Raw genomic sequence first — 22,104 nt, forward strand, 5'->3', positions numbered from 1 at the left:
CTCACTCTTTCCAAGCAAGTGTTTCTAAGAAAGCAAACACATCCTGCTCTAATTTTTTCCGTTCTGGTCCAACGGTCACCACATGACCGCTTTCGGGATACCATTGAAGCGTATAGGGAACATGGGACAGTGCCCCTGCTGTTTTGAAAACCGTCTGTGGATCGATCATTTGATCCTTTCCTGCTTGTGCTAGAAAGACTGGGCGCTCGATTTTCCCTAAATGCCCAGCTGTGGTTTGTCCGACTGTTTCGATTCCTTGCAGTTGCTCTCTGACCTTACGAGGGACTTCTGCCAATATTTCTTTTTGGGTCGCCTCGTCTAAATCAGCATAGGGTATGACCATTTCAGCATACTTTTCAAAATTGACTGGCACTTCATTCTTGGTTTCAAATAATGGCGAACAAAACAGTCCGCCCCCCATCAATGTTGGATCTTGTGTCAAACGATCCATCGCTAAAATCCCGCCCATCGAAAGTCCAAGAACGGCAACTTCTTCATAGCCTTTTTCTCTTACATAAGTAACTGCATCTGCAGCATCCTGCTGCCAAACAGCCATCCCTTGATTTAAGATATCATCTGGATTGGGCGTACCATGTCCAGTAAACATCGGAGTATAAACCGTGTAGTCTTTTTGTTCTAACGAACGACAAAGCATACGCACATCGTTAGGACTACCTGAATAGGCATGGAACAAAATGACTGCTCGCTTGCCGTGTTCAGCAAAAACCGGTTTTGGTTGATTAAATGTTTTCATGTTTCCTTTCACCTCACGTCCAATTCTACCATAGTTAAGAAGAATACTTCGACAAATGCGATCAAAATCTTCCCCTTAAAAAGAAAAAAACCTCTCTTTACGAGAGGTTCGCTAGCAAAATGATTAGTTTGATGAAAGAAAAGCCAAAATAAAGAGCAAGACCATCCAAACAAACCCTAAAATGGCCGTTGAGCGCTGCATCACTGCTTCAAATCCACGGGCTTTTTGCTTACCAAACAATTGATCCGCACCGCCAGTAAAGGCACTAGCTGCACTATTTTGCTTGCTAGGCTGCATCATGATCGTAATGACCATTAAAATCGAAATAACAATTACAGCAGTTAATAAGATATTATACACGTTAGCTCCTCCTTGCTTGCTAAAGTCGTCCTTTCTATTTTAGCATTTTCCGCTAGAAATTACTACTCCCTTTTTGTCATTGCTCGTTGCGTGACGGTTTAAAAAAAAGACTGTCCTTTCTGACAGCCTTTTTCTCATAGATCGCTTTCGTTCAAATCAGCGAACGAGTACGTCATCATATTCTGGTTTTTCTTTGAACTCTTTGACCGCAAAGGAGCAGACAGGCATAATTTTTTTCTCTTCCCGTCGTGCTTTTTCAACAACTGCTTTGAGCAATTTTTGCGCCAATTGCTGTCCACGATAATCAGGGTTGACGAAGGTGTGATCAACTTCAAGTACATCATCTGGTGTTTCTTGCCATGTAATCTCACCAATTTCTGTTTCTCCATCATATAAAGCAAAACGCTTATTTTCTTCTTTTATTTCCATTGTTTTCGCCCTTTCTATCAGACAATGTCTGTTTTTTGTTTGATCTTCTCAATAAATTGCAAAACGGTTGGCCAATATTCTGGGGCATCTTTAACTGCCTGTAAATGTCCCATATTGGGAAAAAGGACTTTTTGTTTCGGACCAGCCGTTGCTTCCATTAAAGTATTGATTTCTTTTTCAGAAAGAAACGTATCCTTTTCTCCTTGTAAAAACAGCACAGGTAAATGGTTGCTGCCGACTTGTCGGGTCACTGAGATTTGTAGGAAGGGGTAGCCGACTAAGTGTTTACTGTAACGATTGGCTAATCGCAAAAAGCGCTTGACGGGTAACCGAGAAAATTGTGGTAGACTTGCCCGAATGGCACTATAAACGGACGTATAACTGCTGTCTGAGATCAAACCCGCAACTTGCACCGGCATGACTTCTCCACTGGCCAGCAGCAAAGTCGCCGCTCCCATCCCTAAACCATAGAGGAAGATTTGGGTTTGTGGGTCTTTTTCCAAAATCTTATCGATCCACAAAAGCAGATCCATCCGATCTAGCCACCCTAAGCCGATCTCTTTGCCTTCACTACGGCCATGTCCACGCAAATCAGGAACTAAAACATTGTAACCCGCAGCCCAGAATTTCTCGGCCGCATCTTGACAGTCTGCTTGCCCATCACTGCGATACCCATGCAAGCAGATCACCCACGTTTTAGCACACTGATCAAAGACTTCTGCTCTCAGGATCAGATCATCGGTGGTCGTTACCGTACATTCCGAACCTTGTGACCAAAAAGCCGAACTGCTTTTCGCGATCCGCTCTTTGTATGGAATCCCCAGTTTCTTTCTGCCTTCTTTTTCATACCATTCATTGTTACGCATAATAATTGCCGAAACAAAATAGCGTACGCCCTTTTTCATCACAGACGTGCGATATACATAGTACACCAAAAAAATAAAAATTAGCAGTAGTAGCAATAGCCAAACCATAGGATCCCCCCTTCATTTTAGTTTACCATTTACACCGGTTTTCAGCCAAAGTTTTGTCGCAAGTCTTAAATAAGTCCTATACTTTTTTAAGAAAAAATCTTTGTACTGACTTCTAGCGAAGGAGCAGTACAAAGATTTGTTTGGTTAAATATGTTTCTGTTTATAGAATAGGAAGGCGATCATGGTGAGTAAAATACTTCCAAGAACACTTAGTTCATAAGAGGATTCCTCGTTTGTCTTTGGCAATCTTTTTTCATTATCTGTCTGTGATGGCTCTGTCTGGTTCTTTTTGTCATCCAGCTTTTGCTCGGCGTTTCCGGCTATTTTTTTCGGTTTATCAGACTTGTCAGAAGGTGTTGGTGCTTTGGGACCGCTAGGAGCAACCGGTGTCTCAGGCGTTCTCGGCGTTTTAGGTTCGACATAAGTATTGATCAAGTCATAATCATGGACTTCTGACCTGTATCCTTTGACAGCCACTTCTTGAATGCTATAGGTGTACGCTTGAGCTTTCTCATCATATTTTGGCAGATCTTCAAAACGATAGGTCCAGTTGCCTTGGTTATCTGCTTTTACGACTTGTTTGTCGATTTCTTTATCATTTCGCATCAATTTGACAGTGATACTCTTCGGCCGCGTATTGAACTTGTTGCCATAGTCATTCCACGTCTTCGTTCCCGATACTACCGTTGTTTCGGTATTGTGATAGGTGTTGACCAGGTCATAGCCGTTGACTTTAATAGTGTAACCTGGCACTTTTTCTTCTTGGATCGCGTACGTGTATGCTTGACCTTTTTCATCATACTTAGGCAAATTTTCAAAGCGATAGGTCCAGTTCCCTTGGTTATCTGCTTTTACGGTTTGTTTGTCAATTTTTTTATCATTTTGCATCAGCTTCACAGTGATACTCTCTGGACGGGTATTGAACTTGTTGTCGTAGTCATTCCATGTCTTTGTTCCTGATACTTCTGTCGTTTCGTTATTACGGTAGGTGTTGACTAAGTCATAGCCGTTTACTTTGGTGGTGTATCCTGAAACTTTTTCTTCTTGGATCGTGTAAGTGTAGGCTTTTCCTTTGGCATCGTATTTTGGCAGCTTATCAAAGCGATAGGTCCAGTTGCCGTGGTTATCTGACTTTACATTTTTTTCTGCGTATTTTTCGCCGTTTCGCATCAGCTTGACAGTGATGCTTTCAGGGCGGGTATTGAACTTGTTGTCGTTGTCATTCCATGTCTTTGTTCCTGATACTTCTGTCGTTTCGGTATTACGGTAGGTGTTGACTAGGTCATAGCCATTTACTTTGGTGGTGTATTCTGGAACATTTTCTTCTTGAATCGTGTAAGTGTACACTTTTCCTTCGGCGTCGTATTTTGGCAGCTTATCAAAGCGATAAGTCCAGTTGCCGTGGTTATCTGATTTTACGACTTGCTTGTCGATTTCCTTATCATTTTGTATCAGTTTGACAGTGATGCTTTCAGGACGGGTATTGAACTTATTTTCATAGTCATTCCATGTCTTTGTTCCTGATATTTCTGTCGTTTCGGTGTTACGGTAGGTGTTGACTAGGTCATAGCCATTTACTTTGGTGGTATATTCTGGAACATTTTCTTCTTGAATCGTGTAAGTGTACACTTTTCCTTCGGCGTCGTATTTTGGCAGCTTATCAAAGCGATAAGTCCAGTTGCCGTGGTTATCTGATTTTACGACTTGCTTGTTGATTTCCTTATCATTTTGAATCAGTTTGACAGTGATGCTTTCAGGGCGGGTGTTGAACTTGTTGTCGTAGTCATTCCATGTCTTTGTTCCTGATACTTCTGTCGTTTCGTTATTACGGTAGGTGTTGACTAGGTCATAGACATTTACTTTGGTGGTGTATCCTTCAACGGGTGTTTCTTGAATTGCGTAGTCATAGGTCTGACCAGATTCGTCGGTTGTTGGTAGATCGGTAAATTCATAATGCCATTCCCCCTCTTTATTCGGGGTAACCGTTTTTGTTTGGAACACTTCACCGTTTTGTAATAATTGAACCGTAATGCTTGTCGGACGGGTATTAAATTTGTTGTCATAATCGTCCCACGTTTTGGTTCCGCTGACTGTCGTTGTATCAAGAGATAGCAGGTGATTCATTGCAGCTAGTTTGATTATCGGTACAACCGTTTCATTGGCTTGAAGATCCCAGCGATGGGTTTCCGCATTGACCAATACCGTATCAGCAATGATACTGCCGTCAACATTTTGGTGGACATCAACTGTATCACCAACAGCCAAAATCGTTCCTTGGAAGGGACTATTAATCGAAAGCATTTGATTTTCTGGCTGATTAATAAAATTCCACAGGATAACGGCATCATCAAACGCTTCTGTTTCATGACTATTGCGCGTCGTGCCATCTGTATATTCTAGTTTGATTTGCGACTTGATATTAACGGTACTTGCTCCTTCGGTATCCACATTGATGAGTACAGGAGACGTGCCTTTTGTTAGCCCTTTGATGGTAATGGGTGTATCTTTTTCTAACTCTGTTTTTGAAAGAGTAACGACTACCTTTTGATCTTCTTCATCAATAGTATCTGCCGAAAAGGAAATTGGTTTCTTGTCGATTAGATAGCCATCTGGCGCTTCTGTTTCAACAAAGGAATAATCCCCTTCTGGAAGATCCGTTTCGATTACTTGGCCATCATCATTTGTGACCTCTTCATCAACCTCTTTATGTGTCTTTTTATTTTGAAGTTCGTAAACACCGTCATCAAGCGGGTTTCCTTGTTCATCCGTTAAGGTCAACACAACCTCTTGTGTATCATTTTCAGCACGGGCGGTATTGATGACCCGCTGATTATTATCAGTAAAGTCTTTGGTTACACCGGGTGTTTGCGGATAGGCTCCTAGCCTTTCTGACGTCGCCTGTAACGTTGAAAATACCTTTTTAAAATCTATATACGGTTCACTTGCGGATTGATCTTGGAAAACTTCGGAAGTTTTCAAGTGATCCATTCTCTGTCCATTTACAAAAACGGCAGGTTGTTGATTTTGATCTGCTAAATCTACTGTGACTGATGGGCCAAAGACAACTTTGTTTTTTCTGCTATCAGTTCCTGACACAAAGGAAGAATTTGCGATCGTATTGACTTTTTGAATATAATTGATTTCTGTTGGCAAAGAACCATCCTGAATACTGGTCCCAAAATTGACATTTCCGTTTAATTCACCAACGGCCAAATTTCCGTTCGTGTGTGTATTTAGCGTCGCATGGTTAGCAAAAATATGAAAATATTGCGCTTCTCCTAGAAGTGCGTCATCAACTTCAGGAACATCATTTTTAAAAATGCCCCCACTTGAAAGTTGTGAAGCTGCTGGCGCACTTGCTTGGGTATCAGGCGTTGATTCTATGGTTTTTGATGCAGTATTTGACGCCGTTTGTTGTTGTGACTCGTTGCTTGTTGTTACAACCTTTTTTTCAGAAGCCTCTGTTTGATCCTGAGTATCAGAAAGTACGGCTTCTGTACTCGTTGCTTCTGTGGATTCATTTTCAGGTAGAACAACTGCTACATCTGTTGTGTTGATGATGTCTTCTTTCACTTGTCCATTTTTTTCATCTGTTTGAAGAAAGGCGGATTTGATTGTCAATGTTTGAAGACTTTTTGTTTGAAACGTTAGCGTCATTTGGCTAAAAGAACTGCTAGCGGTTTCTTCCATCAGCTGCTGTCTTTGCGGATCATATGTAAATGGCGTGCCGCTGCTTTGAATCGAGTTCGGCAGAACCGTTTGTTCCCCTTCACTCAAGCTGAATGCTAGTTGATTAGCTGCTGCTTGTTGATTTTTTTCTACCTCGATCGTCCAAGTGATTTCTCCTGTCGTAGGATCTGGTAATGAGGTCACTTGCGCTGTGCCCTTTTCGTTTTGAAATAGGATTGTTTTGGGATTCTCCTCGGTGTCCGCATTGGCTGTGATGACTGATAATAAAGGCGCCAAATAGGATAACATAAGTAAGGACAGCATGAACATTGGGTAAGCTATTTTTTTCACATAAGTACACATTTCTCTTCCTCCAAACAACAAATTTTACTCAGGTGATTATCCTAATCGGAAAAAAGAGAAAATGCAAAATGACCCAAATTTTGATTCTGTGAGAAAAATGAGAGCAAAAACCGAAAAATGGGTCCTGCTCTCAAGGAAATTTGTGAAAATGAAATAGGATTTCTTTTGTTTGAAAAACAATAGAATATTTTTTTCATGATAAATACTCAAAATCCAGAAAGAATCTTTTGTTTGTGATAAAAGTTCTTTAATTGAAAACTCTTAAACACCAGGAGTGATTGGCTACTCGCTAAAATTTCACTTGTCAAAAAAAAATAATTGTAAACTGAAAATGAAAATTTTCATAAACAATCATATTATTTTCATTTTCGGTTACGAAAATTTTAGCAGATTCTTTAAAATCTTATTGTTATTTTCCCTCTATTTATAAGTTCTCTTAACTTTTCAACTTACATTCTATAGAAAAAAACTGTTCCTTGTTCATCTACTAGAAACAGATTTTTTCTATATAGCTTTCATTCACTTTTAATTACTAAAAGTTTGAACAATCTCCTCTTGATCAAAGTCACAAGCCACATCCAAGGACAAAGAATCCGCAGTAGCCAATGCACCCCATGACAAACAAAATCTTAAATCAGCTGGACTTTGATTCCCCTCAATATAATAAGCTGGGAATCCCGAGTCAGATCTGTCAAGTTGATATACACCCCCGGATTTTTTCAGGAAACACTCATCGTCATAATATTGAGTTACAGCAAAATTAAGGTTATTGGCAGATTTTTTTAACAAATATTGCGCGCCATAGTATCTTTGCCCACTAACGATTTCAAAATCACGGAAAGAGTGTCGAGGAAGATTCGTTTTTATCTCAAGTTTTCCCTTCCCTTTGATCATTTTTAAATTAGGCAATAAGATAAAGCGACCGATTATTTCGCTGACCCAATCTGGATGACTTTCACCGTAGTCACTCGAAAAATTGCTATGACCATCGATTACTTTAAAAGAAATCGGCTCCCCGTTAAAGGTTAACCACCAGTTGCCAACAGTTGTGGGTAGCAACTGTTGACTATAAAGATCGCCAAACGATCTGTCTGGTCTTTCATCACATGAATCAGACACAGCTATATCCTTACAATGCTTTTCTATATATACCAATAGATCTGTATCGTCTGTAACGACAGAATATGAGCTACCATCATCAATGATTAATTCTAAGCTGCCTAATGGATGCTGAACGTACGGAAGATCTACATCACGATTCCAGCCTTCCCACTCAGGATAAGAATCAAAGATCAAAAGATCATCCAAAGAAATGCTGGGTAAAAAACCAGTTAGCACCCCTTCATAAAGATAAGTATCTTTGATTGCATCCAATAAATTATGGCCGCTCAGCCAAATAAGCGACTTTCCATTTTTCTTCTTTTCAATCGAATGCAAAATACTTATGTCACCTGAATAATCGGTAATCAGCCAATTATACTGGAGGATCACTTCTTTTGGAAATAGGTCAATAATTCCTGCAGCCGAAACAATATGTTCTACTTCCTTTGATACTACATTATTTATGTACAATTTTTTCATCAGCATTCTCTCCTAAAATACTAAGTTTTCCTATAGTCTATCATACAATTAGCATACCGAAAAAACTCTTTTTCCACTTTGATTCCTGTGAAAATTTTATCAGATTAAAAGTTAATCAAAAAATAAGTGTTCACGAAATTTGAATGAAGCAAAACCAATCCACGGTTTTTACTTAAATAAATCTACCAACCAGTTTTGTTGACCTGTTTCAGCTAAACTCCCTGATCCGTGAATTGTAAGTAAAAAAGTCCCCTCATGTCATTTACACATGAGGGGACTTTACCATCATTTCAGTTCAGCCAAACGACAACGTTTGATTAAGCTAAGATTATTTATTTTTTAAGTTGTAGAAAGCTTGCAAGCCTTTGTATTCAGCAACTTCACCAAGTTGGTCTTCGATACGTAGCAATTGGTTGTATTTTGCAATACGGTCAGTACGTGAAAGAGAACCAGTTTTGATTTGGCCAGCGTTTGTTGCAACAGCGATATCAGAGATTGTTGAATCTTCTGTTTCACCTGAACGGTGAGAAACTACTGCAGTGTAACCAGCTTCTTTCGCCATTTCGATTGCATTGAATGTTTCCGTCAATGTACCGATTTGGTTAACTTTGATAAGGATTGAGTTACCGATACCATTTTTGATTCCTTTTTCAAGGATTTCAGTATTTGTAACAAACAAGTCATCCCCTACTAATTGAACTTTGTCGCCTAAGCGTTCAGTTAATAGTTTCCAACCATCCCAGTCATTTTCATCCATACCGTCTTCGATAGTGATGATTGGGTATTTGTTAACTAATTCTTCTAAGTAGTCAACTTGTTCAGCAGCAGTACGTTTTACGCCGTTTTCGCCTTCAAATTTAGAGTAGTCGTAAACACCGTTTTCGTAGAATTCTGATGATGCACAGTCAAATCCTAGGTATACATCTTTACCTGGTTCTAAACCAGCAGCTTTGATTGCTTCTAAGATTGTTTCAACACCGTCTTCAGTTCCTTCAAAACGAGGAGCGAAACCACCTTCGTCACCTACTGAAGTTTCTAAACCACGTTTAGACAAGATTGATTTCAAAGCGTGGAATACTTCAGTACCCCAACGTAAGCCTTCTTTGAATGTAGGTGCGCCTACAGGCAAGATCATGAATTCTTGGAAAGCGATTGGTGCGTCAGAGTGAGAACCACCGTTGATGATGTTCATCATAGGAGTTGGCAATACTTTTGTATTGAATCCGCCTAAGTAGTGGTATAAAGGTACTTCTAGGTAATCAGCAGCTGCACGAGCAACAGCGATAGAAACACCAAGAATCGCGTTTGCGCCTAATTTGCCTTTGTTAGGAGTTCCGTCTAAAGCGATCATTGCTTTATCGATAGCCATTTGGTCACGGACATCGTAGCCGATGATAGCTTCTGCAATGATGTTATTTACATTGTCAACTGCTTTCGTTACACCTTTACCGCCATAACGAGCTTTGTCGCCATCACGTAATTCAACTGCTTCGTGTTCACCTGTTGAAGCTCCTGAAGGAACCATTCCGCGGCCGAAAGCACCTGATTCTGTGTAGACTTCTACTTCGATAGTTGGGTTACCACGTGAGTCTAAGACTTCGCGTGCGTAAACATCAGTAATAATTGACATGTTTTGTCTCTCCTTTGAGTTTGTTTTATCTTAAGGGGAATGCCCCTTGCGAACAACTTAATTGTATTGAAAAAATGACGATTCTGCAAATGTTATTTTCATGAAAATGAAATTATTTTACAGCATCTAATAATGCTAGGAATGAATCAGCTTGCAAGCTTGCGCCGCCAACTAATGCTCCGTCAACATTTTCTTTTGCCATGTATTCAGCAATGTTTTCAGGCTTTACAGAGCCGCCGTATTGAATACGTACGCTGTCTGAAACTTCTTTGCCGTATAATTTTTCAACGGTTTTGCGGACAACGCCACAAATTTCGTCTGCGATGTTTGCATCCGCAGATTTACCAGTACCGATCGCCCAGATTGGTTCGTAAGCAATCACAAGATTACTTACTTGACCGTCTGTTAAACCGTCTAAGCCAGCAGTGATTTGTCCTTCGATCCACTCCGCTGTTTTGCCAGCTTCATAGGTTTCTAAAGATTCACCACAGCATAGGATTGGAATCATGCCGTTTGCAAAGATTGCTTTGGCTTTTTTGTTGATGTCTTCATCTGTCTCATGGAAGTATTCACGACGTTCTGAATGACCAATGATGACATAGTCAACACCTAGATCTGCTAAAGCTGCTGGTGAAGTTTCGCCAGTAAAGGCACCTTCATTTTCCCAGTAGCTGTTTTGAGCAGCAATTTTTAATTCTGTTCCTTCAGCAGCATTCACTAATGTTTCTAAGAATAAAGCTGGCGAACCGATCACAGAGTCAACTGTCTCGTTGCTAGGAATTTTTGTTTTGACTGCTTCAGCAAATTCTTTTGCTTCTTTCGCAGTTTTGTTCATTTTCCAGTTTCCGGCAATAATTGGTTTGCGCATGTTCTGGCACTCCTTTTCGTTATCAAGCGTGCAAAGAAAGTTCTTTGCACGGCTTGTCATTGATTATTTATCGTTGATCGCAGCTAGGCCAGGAAGTGTTTTTCCTTCTAGCAATTCAAGGCTGGCACCGCCACCTGTTGAGATGTGGGTAAATTTGTCAGCAAACCCTAATTGTTCTGCTGCAGCTGCAGAGTCACCGCCACCGATGATCGTTGTTGCATCTTCAAGGTTGGCAATTGCTTCACAAACACCAATCGTACCGTTTGCGAAGTTAGACATTTCAAACACACCCATAGGTCCGTTCCAAACGACTGTTTTTGCGCCTTTTAATGTTTCAGCAAACAAAGCGATGGTTTCAGGTCCGATATCTAAGCCCATTTGTCCTTCAGGAACATCACCAGTATGTTCTTCTGTTGGGACATCATTTGAAAATTCAGCAGCAGTGATTGAATCAACTGGTAATACTAATTTATCGCCAGCTTTTTCGATCAATTCTTTTGCTAATTCTACTTTATCTGCTTCCACAAGAGAATTACCGATTTCCATGCCTTTTGCTTTGTAGAACGTATACGTCATTCCGCCGCCGATCAAGATTTTGTCTGCTTTAGGAATCAAGTTTTCGATTACGCCGATTTTATCAGATACTTTTGCTCCACCAAGAATCGCGATCATTGGACGTTTTGGTTCTTCGACTGCTTCCCCGATGAATTTGATTTCTTTTTCCATTAAGAAACCAGCAACTGTTGGGATACCTGTTGAAGCGATCCCTACGTTTGAAGCGTGTGCGCGGTGTGCGGTACCAAAGGCATCATTTACAAAAACATCGCCTAAAGAAGCCCAGTATTTGCCTAGTTCAGGATCGTTTTTGCTTTCTTTTTTGCCATCGATGTCTTCGAAACGAGTGTTTTCAAAAACAACGACATCGCCATCTTGCATGTTGTTGATCGCTGCTTCTAATTTTTCGCCGCGGGTTTCATCAACGAATGTTACTTCTTTGCCTAACAATTCGCCAAGACGTTTCGCAACTGGCGCTAAAGATTTTCCAGCTTTATCTGCTTCTTCTTTCACACGACCTAAGTGTGAGAAAAGAATTGCTTTTCCGCCGTTTTCGATCACATAATTGATTGTTGGTAATGCTGCTTTGATCCGTGTATCATCTCCGATCACTCCATCTTTCAATGGAACGTTGAAGTCCACACGTACAAGAACTTTTTTATCTTTTAAATCGATATCTTGAACTGTCATTTTAGCCATGAACAGATTCCTCCTAGCATAATTGTTAAAAAAAGCGGAGAAGCGCGATGCTTCCCCGCTTTCTCTTGCGATGGTTTAAATTAAAGTCGTTCGCAACTCTTATAGGTTAGCGAAGTATTCTAAAGTACGTACTAATTGTGCAGTGTATGACATTTCATTGTCGTACCAAGCAACAGTTTTAACTAATTGTTTGTCGCCAACAGTCATAACTTTTGTTTGAGTTGCATCAAATAATGAACCGTAAGTCATACCAACGATATCAGAAGAAACGATTTCGTCTGTGTTGTAACCGTAAGATTCGTTTGAAGCTTCTTTCATTGCTGCATTGATTTCATCAACAGTTACTTCTTTGTCAAGAACAGTAACTAATTCAGTTAATGAACCAGTTGCAACAGGAACACGTTGAGCAGCACCATCTAATTTGCCGTTCAATTCTGGGATTACTAAGCCGATCGCTTTAGCAGCACCAGTTGAGTTAGGCACGATGTTTGCAGCAGCAGCACGGGCACGGCGGAAGTCACCTTTAGGGTGTGGTCCGTCTAGAGTCATTTGGTCACCTGTGTAAGCATGGATTGTAGTCATTAATCCTTCAATCACACCAAATTTGTCGTTCAATGTTTTCGCCATAGGAGCTAAACAGTTTGTTGTACATGAAGCACCAGAGATAACTGTTTCTTCACCTGTTAAAGTTTCATGGTTTGTGTTGTAAACGATTGTTGGAACATCGTTTCCACCAGGAGCTGAGATAACTACACGTTTTGCACCAGCTGTTAAATGTTTTTCAGCAGCTGCTTTAGAAGTGAAGAATCCAGTACATTCTAACACGATTTCAACACCTAGTTCGCCCCAAGGCAATTCTTCAGGGTTGCGGTTAGCTAAAACTTTGATTTCGTTTCCGTTCACATTGAATGAACCTTCGTGAACTTCAACTGTACCGTTGAAACGTCCTTGTGTTGTATCATATTTTAACAAGTGAGCTAACATTTTAGCGTCTGTTAAGTCATTGATAGCCACAACTTCGATTCCTTCTACTTCTTGGATACGACGAAATGCTAAGCGTCCGATACGTCCAAATCCATTAATACCTACTTTAACTGTCATTTAAGATTTCCTCCTTATGAAAATCATAAAAATATTTATTTTAAAGGGTTGCCCCTTTTAAAATCTCATTTGCGCAAGCTTCATCGGTGATGAGCCAGGTTTGTTTTGGTGCATTTTTCATGTATGCATTGACCGCTTTGGCTTTTGATTGTCCGCCAGCGACCGCAAAAATGATTGGGACTTTTTGTAAATCTTTTAATTGAAGTCCGATTCGAGGAACTTTGTAAACGACCTCGCCTGCTTCGTTAAAGAAATACCCAAAGGATTCTGCAACTGCATTTTTTTGTTTCAACATCAGAATTTCTTGTTCTGACATTTTTCTTCGAGCCGCCATATGCAACGCCCGTCCAATACTATGAATAACACAATTTGCTTGACTTATCAAGTTTAAGACATCAACGATGGCGGGTTCTTTCAAGAGAAACTCGTAGGTGTTCATGCTTAATTGTTCTGGTACAAACAAGGAGCGATAATCGCCATTTGTCTGCATTGCCATCACCGAGCTGACAGAGTTTGCTTGCACGTTGACTGATTCTCCGATACCACCACGGGCTGGAACAAACAAGTTATGACGTTTGGCGGTTTCCAAATTACCCAATTCCTCGGCAACTTTCGCCATTGTCGTCCCTCCCATTACTGCGATGGTGTTTTTGCCTTCTGGCAATAAGAGATCCAACGATTCATTCAGCAACTGGCCAAATTCAGCAATAACTTTCGGTTGTCGATCACCATCGCCGCTCGCAATCAAACAACGTTCGATGCCAAAGGTCTCTGATAATCGTTTCTCGATTTGGTGCATTCCGAACAGCTGATCCATCAGTGCACCAATCTTCGTGTACACTTCTTCTCCGTAGGCGGTCAATTGCATGCCGCTTTTTGAAGAGTCGATCAGTTTCAGCTTTTTAAGGATATCTGTTTCCGTCCTCAACACGCGTTCCGTCATTGATAAACTTTCCGAAAGTGTCCGGCGGCCAACGGGCTGCATCCAATAAATATTTCTTAAGATACGGTAACGTTCCTGGAGTACAGCGAGAATATCCGGGGTGATTGCCTCAATCAATTTTAATTCATCGAGCATTTTATATCCTCCCGTTGGACAATTTTCGTCCTACAATGACTTAAAATGACCCATCGATTGCAAAAAAAATTTAAATCTGTTTCCTACACCAATAATAGTAGCACTTATCGCCTTGATACGCAACTATTTCAGTCACAAAATCTTGCTTTTCATAAAATCGTCATAATTTGAAAAAGAGGAAAGGATCCATAAAAAAAGGAAAGGCTTTGCTGCCTTCCCTACTCATCGTTAATAGTAAGTTTTGCTTTACTCGAATCGTTTCCTCTTGGAAGAACCAGGGATATTCATGGCTTCACGATACTTTGCCACCGTTCGTCTAGAAATATCGATGCCTTGGGCTTTGAGGGCATCTGTCAACTTTTGGTCTGACAATGGTTTGTTTTTATTTTCTTCATCGATCAGTGCTTTTAGCTGCTGTTTGATTGATGCCGTCGTCAGGTCATCACCGCTTTCTTGCGTCGAAACTTTCTGTCCAAAAAATAGTTTTAATTCAAACACCCCAAAGGAGGTTTCCAAGTATTTCCCATTGACTGCCCGGCTGACCGTTGATTCATGAATTCCTAATTCTTCGGCAACTTCTCTTAAAACCAATGGCTTTAATGGTCGATCTGGTTGAGTAAAAAACTCCTTTTGCCGCGCAACGATCTGCACCCCGACACGATAGATGGTATCCCCTCGTTGCAGCAAGGTCTTCTTTAACCACTCGAACTCTTGGGCTTTATTGTCTAAATAACTTAAGACTTCTGGATCACCGCTTTGCTTCAATTGGTCAAAGTACTGTTGCTGAAAGCGAACTTCTGGTAAGGCGCGTTTGTTTGATTTCACGATCGGTTGTCCTTTTTCAACCGTCACTCGCAGGTCAGGAACGATGTAAAGCCCATCGGTCGACCCAAACGCCGCCCCTGGTGTGGGGGTCAATGTTTGAACATAATCAAAGACCTTTTGAATCTCAGTTAATGGAATCTGCAGCGCTTTGCTGATTTTGTCCCACTTGCGCTCTGCCATTTCCGTGAAGAATTCTTCTAAAATGAGATAAGCCATTGGCGGCGCATAGTCATCTCTTTCCGTTTGCAGCATCAAACACTCTCTTAGATCACGAGCACCGACTCCTGCCGGATCCAGTTGCTGGATCAAGGTTAAAGCATCAAGCATTTGGATCGGCGTCCCCCCGACAAGCTTCCCAGCTTCTTCCAAATCAATCGTCAAAAAGCCGTTTAAATCAATGTACTCGACTAAAAATAAAACGATCGTCCGCAAAAAGGTGTCGCGGTAATTTAAATGAACTTGATCAATGAGGTGTTCGAATAAAGACGTGTGCTGATCAGGGATCTGGCTTAAGTAATCCATTATTTGTTCTGACGAGCCGCTGCTCTTGCTTGGTGTGATGGGCGAATCATATTCCCCCAGATCAATCAACGGATTTTCTAATGCCTGGTTATCTATGAAGGACAATAATTCGTCTGCGGAAAATTGCAGCACTTGGATCGATTGCTGTAATTTCTGCGTCATAGCAAGCTTTTGCGTCTGTTTTTGTTGTTGTGAAAATTGCTGTTGAAATTTCATCATTCTACCTCTTGTTTTTTTCACTGAAATTGGTTAAACTAATATTTGTGCTTCGCGCCTTTAGTGTAGTGGATATCACGTAAGATTCCGGTTCTTGAGACGGGGGTTCGATTCCCTCAAGGCGCGTTTTTTCTTTTCGTTACAAGTATACTCGATTCAAATCAATAATTCAAAAGCACTTAGGGACCGCTGATGCGGTTCCTTTTTTATTTGTATCTATGTAAGAAGGCGAACTCGTCCTTCAACGATTAAAAGCTGCTTGCAGCCATAAGGCGAAAAAAAGAAGAGGATTACTCCTCTTCTTCCTCTTCATCCGCAAAATCATCTTCATCATCGTCATCGATAATGGTGAGATCTTCCTCAATGCTGTCAGGTAATTCTTCTTCATCATCGGTGCTATTGTCGGCGCCGATTTCTTGCAAGTCTGAATTGTATGCCGAGATTTCTTCATCCTCGTCATCATCATCATCAAAGAGATCATCTTCTTCGTCATCTGACAAATCAGTATCCTCAGGATCATCATCGTTATAATCGATTGCATCTTCATCATCGTTGATAAAGGCATTGACTTTTTTACGTTTGCGACGACGTGGTGTATCTTCATCCTCGTCTTCGATGCCATGGTTGACTTCTTCATCGATCGAATCAATGGCGTACCATGAACGTAAGCCCCAACGATTGTCGCCTAAAGAAATAAAACTACCGTCGATATTCAAGTCTGTATAAAACTGCGCCAATGAATCACGAATCTCGCTGTCTGAAGTTTCAAGATAGTTTTGAATTTGGTTGACCAAATCAGAAAAATCCATCACGTCACCGCGCTGCTCTAAAATCGCATGGGCAACTTCAATCATCGACAATTCGTTTTTATTTACACCTTCAAATACATTAATTTCCAAACGGGACACGTCCTTTCACAGTCTACTCCTAATCATACAAAATTACGTCTCAAATTGCAATTTTTTCTTTCAATTTCCCTTTGATTAAGCGGTAAATTCTAAAGACAGTTTGTATTCGCCGACTTTGTCAGCAGCCATGAACAAGTCATAATCGATATCGATCTTTCCCGAGTATGGACGGTCTTTCAAGCTAACGTGCAAGTGATTGGTGAAGGTGTGGAACATCATCAAGCCATACGGGGTTTGATAACTCGTCTCTAAACGTTCCTTATAAGAAAATTTCAAGCGCATGCGCATTTCCCCTGAGCGAATCAATTGAATCAATCCGTCTGGCATAATTTTCATCGTAACGGGAATGTCGGTGCCGTCTGGCTGGATCTCTTTGTAACGGAGATATAAGGTATCACCGATCTTGACCGCTTGTCCTTGCAGATCAAACAGAAAGTTCTCTGTTCCCCCTGCTTGACGTACATTGGTTGTTAAATGAATCGAGATTGGGATTCCTTTTGATAATTCTTGCATGTACGTGTGCCTCCTTTGAAGATTTCAGTTTCATTCTTGCTTTTTTTCATTCGTTTGTCAATCATTTCAGTTGATTCTCCTTAGTCTATTTCTTCATTGAAAATAAAAAACGAAAACAATAGCAAGTTTTCATTCTTTTCTCCAAGTAATTTTCCAAGAATCGTATATAATAAGGATAACAGGTATTTTAAAGGAGTTTAACCGATTTGACTATCTATGTAATGGATCAAACCTTACCACGTATCCACAATCCTTATGAGCCGTTTGCCTTCACCGATGTTGCCACCGAAGTTGCTGGCAAACAGGAACAAGTTTATTGTCATTTTTGGCAGTTGTCCGATACGATGATTTTAGGCATGAAAGATACCCGGCTGCCTTTTTTGACAGATGGTCTGCAGGTTTTGAAAGAAGCTGGCTATGCCTCGATCATCCGCAACTCAGGGGGGCTTGGCGTAATTAATGATGCCGGTATTTTGAATGTCTCCCTCATCTTCCCTAAACATTTGGCTGCCACCACAGATGCAGCCTATGAAATGATGGCGACATTGCTGCAAACCGCCTTTCCTGAGCGGACAATTTTGGCTTATGAAATTGCTGACTCGTATTGCCCAGGCACCTATGACCTGAGTATTGATGGGAAAAAAATTGCTGGTACAGCACAACGACGAATCAAAGACGGCGTGGCTGTCATGATGTATCTGAGTGTCAACGGCGACCAACCAGCCCGCGGCTCTCTCGTTCGTCGTTTTTACCAAGCAGGTTTGAAAGAGCGCTTTGGTACAGATGGCTATCCAGCCGTCAATCCTGCGAGCATGACCACTTTAGAAGCGGCCCTCGGCCGTAAGTTTACCACACACGAGGTGACTGACCGCTTGCAAAAAGCCCTGCTTTCCTTGATCACAGACCAATCCCTATATCCGCTTGAATCACTGGATCAATGGCTGACAGAAAATAACCTTAGCGAACAAATGCAGCAACGCTTAGCTGGCATGGAAAAGCGAAACCAACCAATAAAGGAGTTTAGCGATGAGCCTACCATATAAATATCAAACCTTAGCGATAGAAAAAGTATTTCGTGATCCTGTTCATAACTATGTCCATGTACAGCACCAAGTGATTTTAGATTTGATCAATTCCAAAGAAGTGCAGCGTTTGCGGCGCATCAAACAGCTGGGAACTGCTTCCTTTACCTTTCACGGAGCAGAACATAGCCGCTTTTCTCACTCCTTGGGCGTTTATGAAATCAGCCGTCGCATTTGCGATATTTTCCAACGCAATTATTCCCTTGAAAAAGTCGGACCAAACGGCTGGGATGATAAAGAGCGTTTAGTGACCTTGTGTGCAGCATTGCTTCATGATGTGGGCCACGGACCATACTCCCACACCTTTGAGCACATTTTCCATACAGACCATGAAGCCATCACAGTGGCGATCATTACTTCTCCTGAAACGGAAGTTCATCAGATATTGAACCGAGTGGAAGCTGGATTTCCTGAGAAAGTCGCAAGTGTTATCACTAAAACTTATCCAAATCCTCAAGTCGTTCAAATGATTTCTAGTCAAATCGATGCTGATCGGATGGACTACTTGCTGCGCGATGCTTATTTTACCGGCACTGAATACGGCACGTTTGATCTGACCCGAATTTTACGAGTGATTCGTCCGTACGAAGGCGGTATTGCTTTTTCTATGAATGGCATGCACGCTGTGGAGGACTACATCGTCAGTCGTTACCAGATGTATGTGCAAGTTTATTTCCATGCGAGTTCTCGAGGGATGGAAGTGATCTTAGCCCATTTGCTGGATCGAGCTGCAGAACTGTATCAAGTGGATTCAGAATTGTTTCAAGGCCATTCGCAGCTGCTTCTCCCATTTTTAAAACAAGAATTCACCTTAGATGAATACTTGAAACTCGACGATGGCGTTCTGAATACCTACTTTACCCAATGGACGGAAGAAAATGATCCGATCCTCAGCGATTTGGCCAAGCGGTTCTTAAATCGTAAACCGTTGAAATCCGCCCGCTTTGACGATGAGATGCAGTTGCCGATGATTGAAGAAATGCAGGGACTGGTGGAAAAAGTCGGCTTCAATCCCCGCTATTATACTGCCATCAATTCAAGCTTCGATCTGCCTTATGATTTTTATCGGCCGACTTCAGGCAAACATCGGACACAAATCGAATTACAGGAAAAAGATGGTTCCCTTGTGGAATTATCCCAAGCCAGTCAGCTAGTTGCAGCTTTAGCGGGACAAACCCAAGGTGACCAACGCTTTTATTTTCCAAAAGAAATGATTGACCCCAACATCCAAAATCACTATGATTTATTTGGAGAGACGTATCAAGAGTTTGCCAAGCACATTCGCAATGGTGCTTTGATCAAACCAAGCCACTAGGAGGAACTTATGAGTATCAAATTGATCGCCATCGATATCGATGGTACCCTGTTGAACAACGACCGCAAGATCACCCCAGCCGTTTACAAGGCATTGAAAGACGCTGAAAAGCAAGGTGTACGCATCGTTTTGTGTACGGGACGCCCTTTAACTGGTGTCCAAGATTTATTAAAGGAACTAGACTTATTTACGGACAATGATTTCGTTATTACTTATAATGGCTCTTTGGTTCAAAAAACCAAAAACCAAGAGATCATCTCTGAATTCGGCTTGTCCCAAGATGACTATCTCTTTGTTGAGATGACTGCGAGAAAATTAGGGGTTCATCTTCATGTAGAAACCGAAGATACCATGTATACCGCTAACCGCGATATCAGTCCTTATACGATTTATGAAGCCTTCTTAGTCAACATGCCATTGAAATATCGGACACCAGAAGAAATGACTGCTGACTTGAATATCATCAAAATGATGATGATCGATGATCCCGAAATACTTAATCAGATCATCCCACAATTGCCGAGCAGTTTGACGCACAATTACAATGTGGTCAAAAGTGCTCCTTACTTCTTGGAAGTTCTAAATAAACAAGCCCATAAAGGGGCTGCTGTCAAAAAATTGGCGGAGCACTTAGGCATCAAACAAGAAGAAGTCATGGCGATCGGCGATAACGAAAATGATTTAACCATGGTGGAATACGCTGGTATCGGTGTGGCGATGGCCAATGCCACTGAAAACGTGAAAAATGCCGCAGATGTCCTAACTGCATCAAACGAAGAAGATGGTGTGGCAGAAGTAATCAACAAGTATGTTTTAGCAAATAACTAAGTGTAAAAGGCAGGTTTCCTTTTTATCGGAAGCCTGCCTTTTTTATTTTGCCAACCATTGTTCAACTGCCCATTTATGGCTGCCGCGTTTCAATCGCTGAATCGCTTCTTCTGGCGTATGCCATGACAACTGATTGTTTTCTTCTGTCGGTTCACAGACTTTTTTCCATTTGGTCATTAAATAGAAATAGCCGGGATGATGGTAAAATGTATCGCGATGGCGTGAATAGAAGTATTCAACTGCCTCCCCTAAATAGGCAGCGATCTCCCCTTCAAATCCAAGTTCTTCTATTAATTCTCGCTGGATCGCTTCTTCTTTGGTCTCATTTGGTTCAATTTCACCGCCTGGTAAAAAATAGGCGCCATTGGGTGCTTGTACCAAGATCACTTCATTTTTTTCATTTGGAAGAACGACATACGCGCCATATCTTGATTTGTATGGTTTCCCCGCTTCTTTTTCCCCGAACACAATTTCCTTTTCTGGCATGATTCCCTCCACCAACACTTTCTTTCCATTTTACCCTATGCCAATAGTCTGGACAAGCTGGAAATAACGCTCTGTTGTCTTTTATTCGTTATAAAATGAGAAAATATGTTATCATACAACTATCAAGATCGAAAGGATGATTTACCCATGAAAATGGCTCACACTTGTGTCCGCGTCAAAGACTTAACGGCTTCTCTAGATTTTTATCAAACTGCCTTTGGTTTTGAAGAATCTCGCCGTCGTGATTTTCCTGAACATCAATTTACTTTGGTTTACTTAACATTGCCTGGAGATGACTACGAGCTAGAGTTGACATATAACTATGACCATCCTGGCTATGAGTTAGGCGACGGCTATGGCCACATCGCCATCAGTACCGATGATCTAGAAGCGCTTCATGAGAAGCACCAAGCTGCCGGATTTGACGTCACTGACTTGAAAGGACTACCAGGGACTTCTCCATCTTACTATTTTGTGAAAGATCCTGATGGTTATAAAATCGAAGTTATTCGCGAAAAATAAAGCGAAGATGCTCGAAAAAAGGACCTCGTGTCCTTTTTTCTTTTCGTTCCATTTACTTATAGAAAGGTTTGATCAAATGAAACCCATTATCGGCATCGCTGCTAATGAACGGCCAATGATTGAAGAAGCAGAACATTGGTTGTCCTATACACCCAAAAATTTTGTCACCCATATCCAACAAGCCCAAGGCATTCCCCTAATATTACCAATGGGTGTCGTGGAAGATGCTGCGACTTACATCAGCAAAATCGATAAACTCTTGTTAGCCGGTGGTCATGATGTCTCCCCTGATCATTATGGCGAAGATCCTCATCCTTTGATTCAAGGCATTCATCCTGATCGTGATGTCTTTGAATTGGCATTGATCAAAGAAGCAGTGGCTCAAAACAAACCCATCTTTGGAATCTGCCGCGGCATGCAGTTACTAAATGTCGCATTTGGTGGGAGTTTGTACCAAGATCTCTCTTTGATCGATCACCCAACGATCAAACACGTGCAATTACCAACGTTCTTTCAATTCCCTACACATCGGGTGGAAATCAAGGCAGACAGTCGTTTGGCTGCTCTTTTAGGCACAACCTATCAAGTCAATTCTTTTCATCACCAAGCAGTCAAAACAGTTGCAGATGATTTCAATGTGACCGCCACCGCTCCTGATGGTGTTGTTGAAGCCATTGAATCCACCGCCTATGGCGCACCGATCTTAGGCATTCAATGGCATCCTGAGCTAGCCGCTCACAAGCTGCCTTCTGAGCAATCGATCTTCGACTTTTTTGTGCAGGAATTCTAAAGGCCTGCACCTTGTTTTCTAGATGCTAGCCAATAA

20 protein-coding genes and 1 tRNA gene are annotated in these 22,104 nt (G+C 41.3%); 6 read left to right on the top strand and 15 right to left on the bottom strand.

Features of this window, described 5'->3' with window-relative positions; all coding sequences use genetic code 11:
• Position 1: 1 nt before the first annotated feature.
• The 12 genes from IGI94_RS12090 to rpoN form a co-directional block, all read right to left on the bottom strand.
• Positions 2–754, bottom strand: coding sequence for an alpha/beta hydrolase (locus IGI94_RS12090; protein ID WP_005234371.1), 753 nt, complete (start codon positions 752–754; stop codon positions 2–4).
• Positions 755–877: 123 nt separating this feature from the next.
• Positions 878–1,114 carry a preprotein translocase subunit SecG gene (gene secG / locus IGI94_RS12095; RefSeq protein ID WP_005228700.1) on the bottom strand — a complete coding sequence of 79 codons (237 nt, stop codon included), beginning with the start codon at positions 1,112–1,114 and terminating at the stop codon, positions 878–880.
• Positions 1,115–1,270: 156 nt separating this feature from the next.
• A complete protein-coding gene (locus IGI94_RS12100) occupies positions 1,271–1,543 on the bottom strand; it encodes a GNAT family N-acetyltransferase (protein WP_005234370.1) in 273 nt (90 codons plus the stop codon).
• 17 nt (positions 1,544–1,560) lie between these two features.
• Positions 1,561–2,517: an alpha/beta hydrolase gene (locus IGI94_RS12105; protein WP_429960554.1), complete on the bottom strand. Its 957-nt coding sequence runs from the start codon at positions 2,515–2,517 to the stop codon at positions 1,561–1,563.
• Between the two features lie 144 nt (positions 2,518–2,661).
• Entirely contained in the window at positions 2,662–6,549 is a 3,888-nt protein-coding gene (locus tag IGI94_RS12110) for a Cna B-type domain-containing protein (RefSeq protein WP_438899823.1), read from the bottom strand.
• A 525-nt stretch (positions 6,550–7,074) separates the two neighbouring features.
• Positions 7,075–8,130, bottom strand: a complete 1,056-nt coding sequence (locus IGI94_RS12115) for a hypothetical protein (protein ID WP_008380861.1) — start codon at positions 8,128–8,130, stop codon at positions 7,075–7,077.
• A 328-nt stretch (positions 8,131–8,458) separates the two neighbouring features.
• The gene (eno, locus tag IGI94_RS12120; protein ID WP_005234360.1) at positions 8,459–9,760 is read right to left on the bottom strand and encodes a surface-displayed alpha-enolase; all 1,302 of its coding nucleotides are present in this window, start codon (positions 9,758–9,760) and stop codon (positions 8,459–8,461) included.
• 112 nt (positions 9,761–9,872) lie between these two features.
• Entirely contained in the window at positions 9,873–10,628 is a 756-nt protein-coding gene (gene tpiA, locus IGI94_RS12125) for a triose-phosphate isomerase (RefSeq protein WP_008380860.1), read from the bottom strand.
• A 63-nt stretch (positions 10,629–10,691) separates the two neighbouring features.
• The gene (locus IGI94_RS12130) at positions 10,692–11,882 is read right to left on the bottom strand and encodes a phosphoglycerate kinase (protein WP_005234355.1); all 1,191 of its coding nucleotides are present in this window, start codon (positions 11,880–11,882) and stop codon (positions 10,692–10,694) included.
• A gap of 99 nt (positions 11,883–11,981) precedes the next feature.
• On the bottom strand, positions 11,982–12,983 hold the full coding sequence (gene gap, locus IGI94_RS12135; RefSeq protein ID WP_008380858.1) for a type I glyceraldehyde-3-phosphate dehydrogenase: 1,002 nt from the start codon (positions 12,981–12,983) through the stop codon (positions 11,982–11,984).
• Between the two features lie 40 nt (positions 12,984–13,023).
• Positions 13,024–14,061 (bottom strand): sugar-binding transcriptional regulator, encoded by a 1,038-nt coding sequence (locus IGI94_RS12140; protein ID WP_005228675.1) that lies wholly within the window; start codon positions 14,059–14,061, stop codon positions 13,024–13,026.
• Between the two features lie 246 nt (positions 14,062–14,307).
• A complete protein-coding gene (gene rpoN, locus IGI94_RS12145) occupies positions 14,308–15,627 on the bottom strand; it encodes an RNA polymerase factor sigma-54 (RefSeq protein WP_185932222.1) in 1,320 nt (439 codons plus the stop codon).
• 51 nt (positions 15,628–15,678) lie between these two features.
• Here rpoN and IGI94_RS12150 point away from each other — a divergent pair.
• Positions 15,679–15,750: transfer RNA gene (locus tag IGI94_RS12150), tRNA-Arg, on the top strand.
• A 164-nt stretch (positions 15,751–15,914) separates the two neighbouring features.
• Here IGI94_RS12150 and rpoE read toward each other — a convergent pair.
• The gene (gene rpoE, locus IGI94_RS12155; RefSeq protein ID WP_005234347.1) at positions 15,915–16,523 is read right to left on the bottom strand and encodes a DNA-directed RNA polymerase subunit delta; all 609 of its coding nucleotides are present in this window, start codon (positions 16,521–16,523) and stop codon (positions 15,915–15,917) included.
• Positions 16,524–16,607: 84 nt separating this feature from the next.
• On the bottom strand, positions 16,608–17,045 hold the full coding sequence (locus tag IGI94_RS12160; RefSeq protein ID WP_438899824.1) for a DUF1934 domain-containing protein: 438 nt from the start codon (positions 17,043–17,045) through the stop codon (positions 16,608–16,610).
• Between the two features lie 221 nt (positions 17,046–17,266).
• Here IGI94_RS12160 and IGI94_RS12165 point away from each other — a divergent pair, with 221 nt between their 5' ends.
• Genes IGI94_RS12165 through yidA form a run of 3 tightly spaced genes read left to right on the top strand, consistent with a single transcriptional unit; the run spans position 17,267 to position 20,270 of the window.
• Positions 17,267–18,088: a lipoate--protein ligase family protein gene (locus IGI94_RS12165; RefSeq protein ID WP_016619756.1), complete on the top strand. Its 822-nt coding sequence runs from the start codon at positions 17,267–17,269 to the stop codon at positions 18,086–18,088.
• A complete protein-coding gene (locus tag IGI94_RS12170) occupies positions 18,072–19,442 on the top strand; it encodes an HD domain-containing protein (protein WP_061053146.1) in 1,371 nt (456 codons plus the stop codon). Before IGI94_RS12165 ends, IGI94_RS12170 begins: the two co-directional genes overlap by 17 nt.
• Before the next feature lie 9 nt (positions 19,443–19,451).
• The gene (yidA, locus tag IGI94_RS12175; RefSeq protein ID WP_086332631.1) at positions 19,452–20,270 is read left to right on the top strand and encodes a sugar-phosphatase; all 819 of its coding nucleotides are present in this window, start codon (positions 19,452–19,454) and stop codon (positions 20,268–20,270) included.
• A 42-nt stretch (positions 20,271–20,312) separates the two neighbouring features.
• Here the strand turns inward: yidA and IGI94_RS12180 are convergent, their stop codons facing one another.
• Positions 20,313–20,756 (bottom strand): NUDIX hydrolase, encoded by a 444-nt coding sequence (locus IGI94_RS12180; RefSeq protein WP_008380853.1) that lies wholly within the window; start codon positions 20,754–20,756, stop codon positions 20,313–20,315.
• Positions 20,757–20,903: 147 nt separating this feature from the next.
• Between IGI94_RS12180 and gloA the strand changes: the two genes are divergently transcribed.
• Positions 20,904–21,278 carry a lactoylglutathione lyase gene (gene gloA / locus IGI94_RS12185; RefSeq protein WP_005234340.1) on the top strand — a complete coding sequence of 125 codons (375 nt, stop codon included), beginning with the start codon at positions 20,904–20,906 and terminating at the stop codon, positions 21,276–21,278.
• Positions 21,279–21,354: 76 nt separating this feature from the next.
• The gene (locus tag IGI94_RS12190; protein ID WP_008380852.1) at positions 21,355–22,068 is read left to right on the top strand and encodes a gamma-glutamyl-gamma-aminobutyrate hydrolase family protein; all 714 of its coding nucleotides are present in this window, start codon (positions 21,355–21,357) and stop codon (positions 22,066–22,068) included.
• Positions 22,069–22,104 lie beyond the last annotated feature (36 nt).

Source organism: Enterococcus sp. AZ149 (assembly GCF_051714285.1).
In the GTDB taxonomy this organism is placed as follows: domain Bacteria; phylum Bacillota; class Bacilli; order Lactobacillales; family Enterococcaceae; genus Enterococcus_D; species Enterococcus_D entomosocium.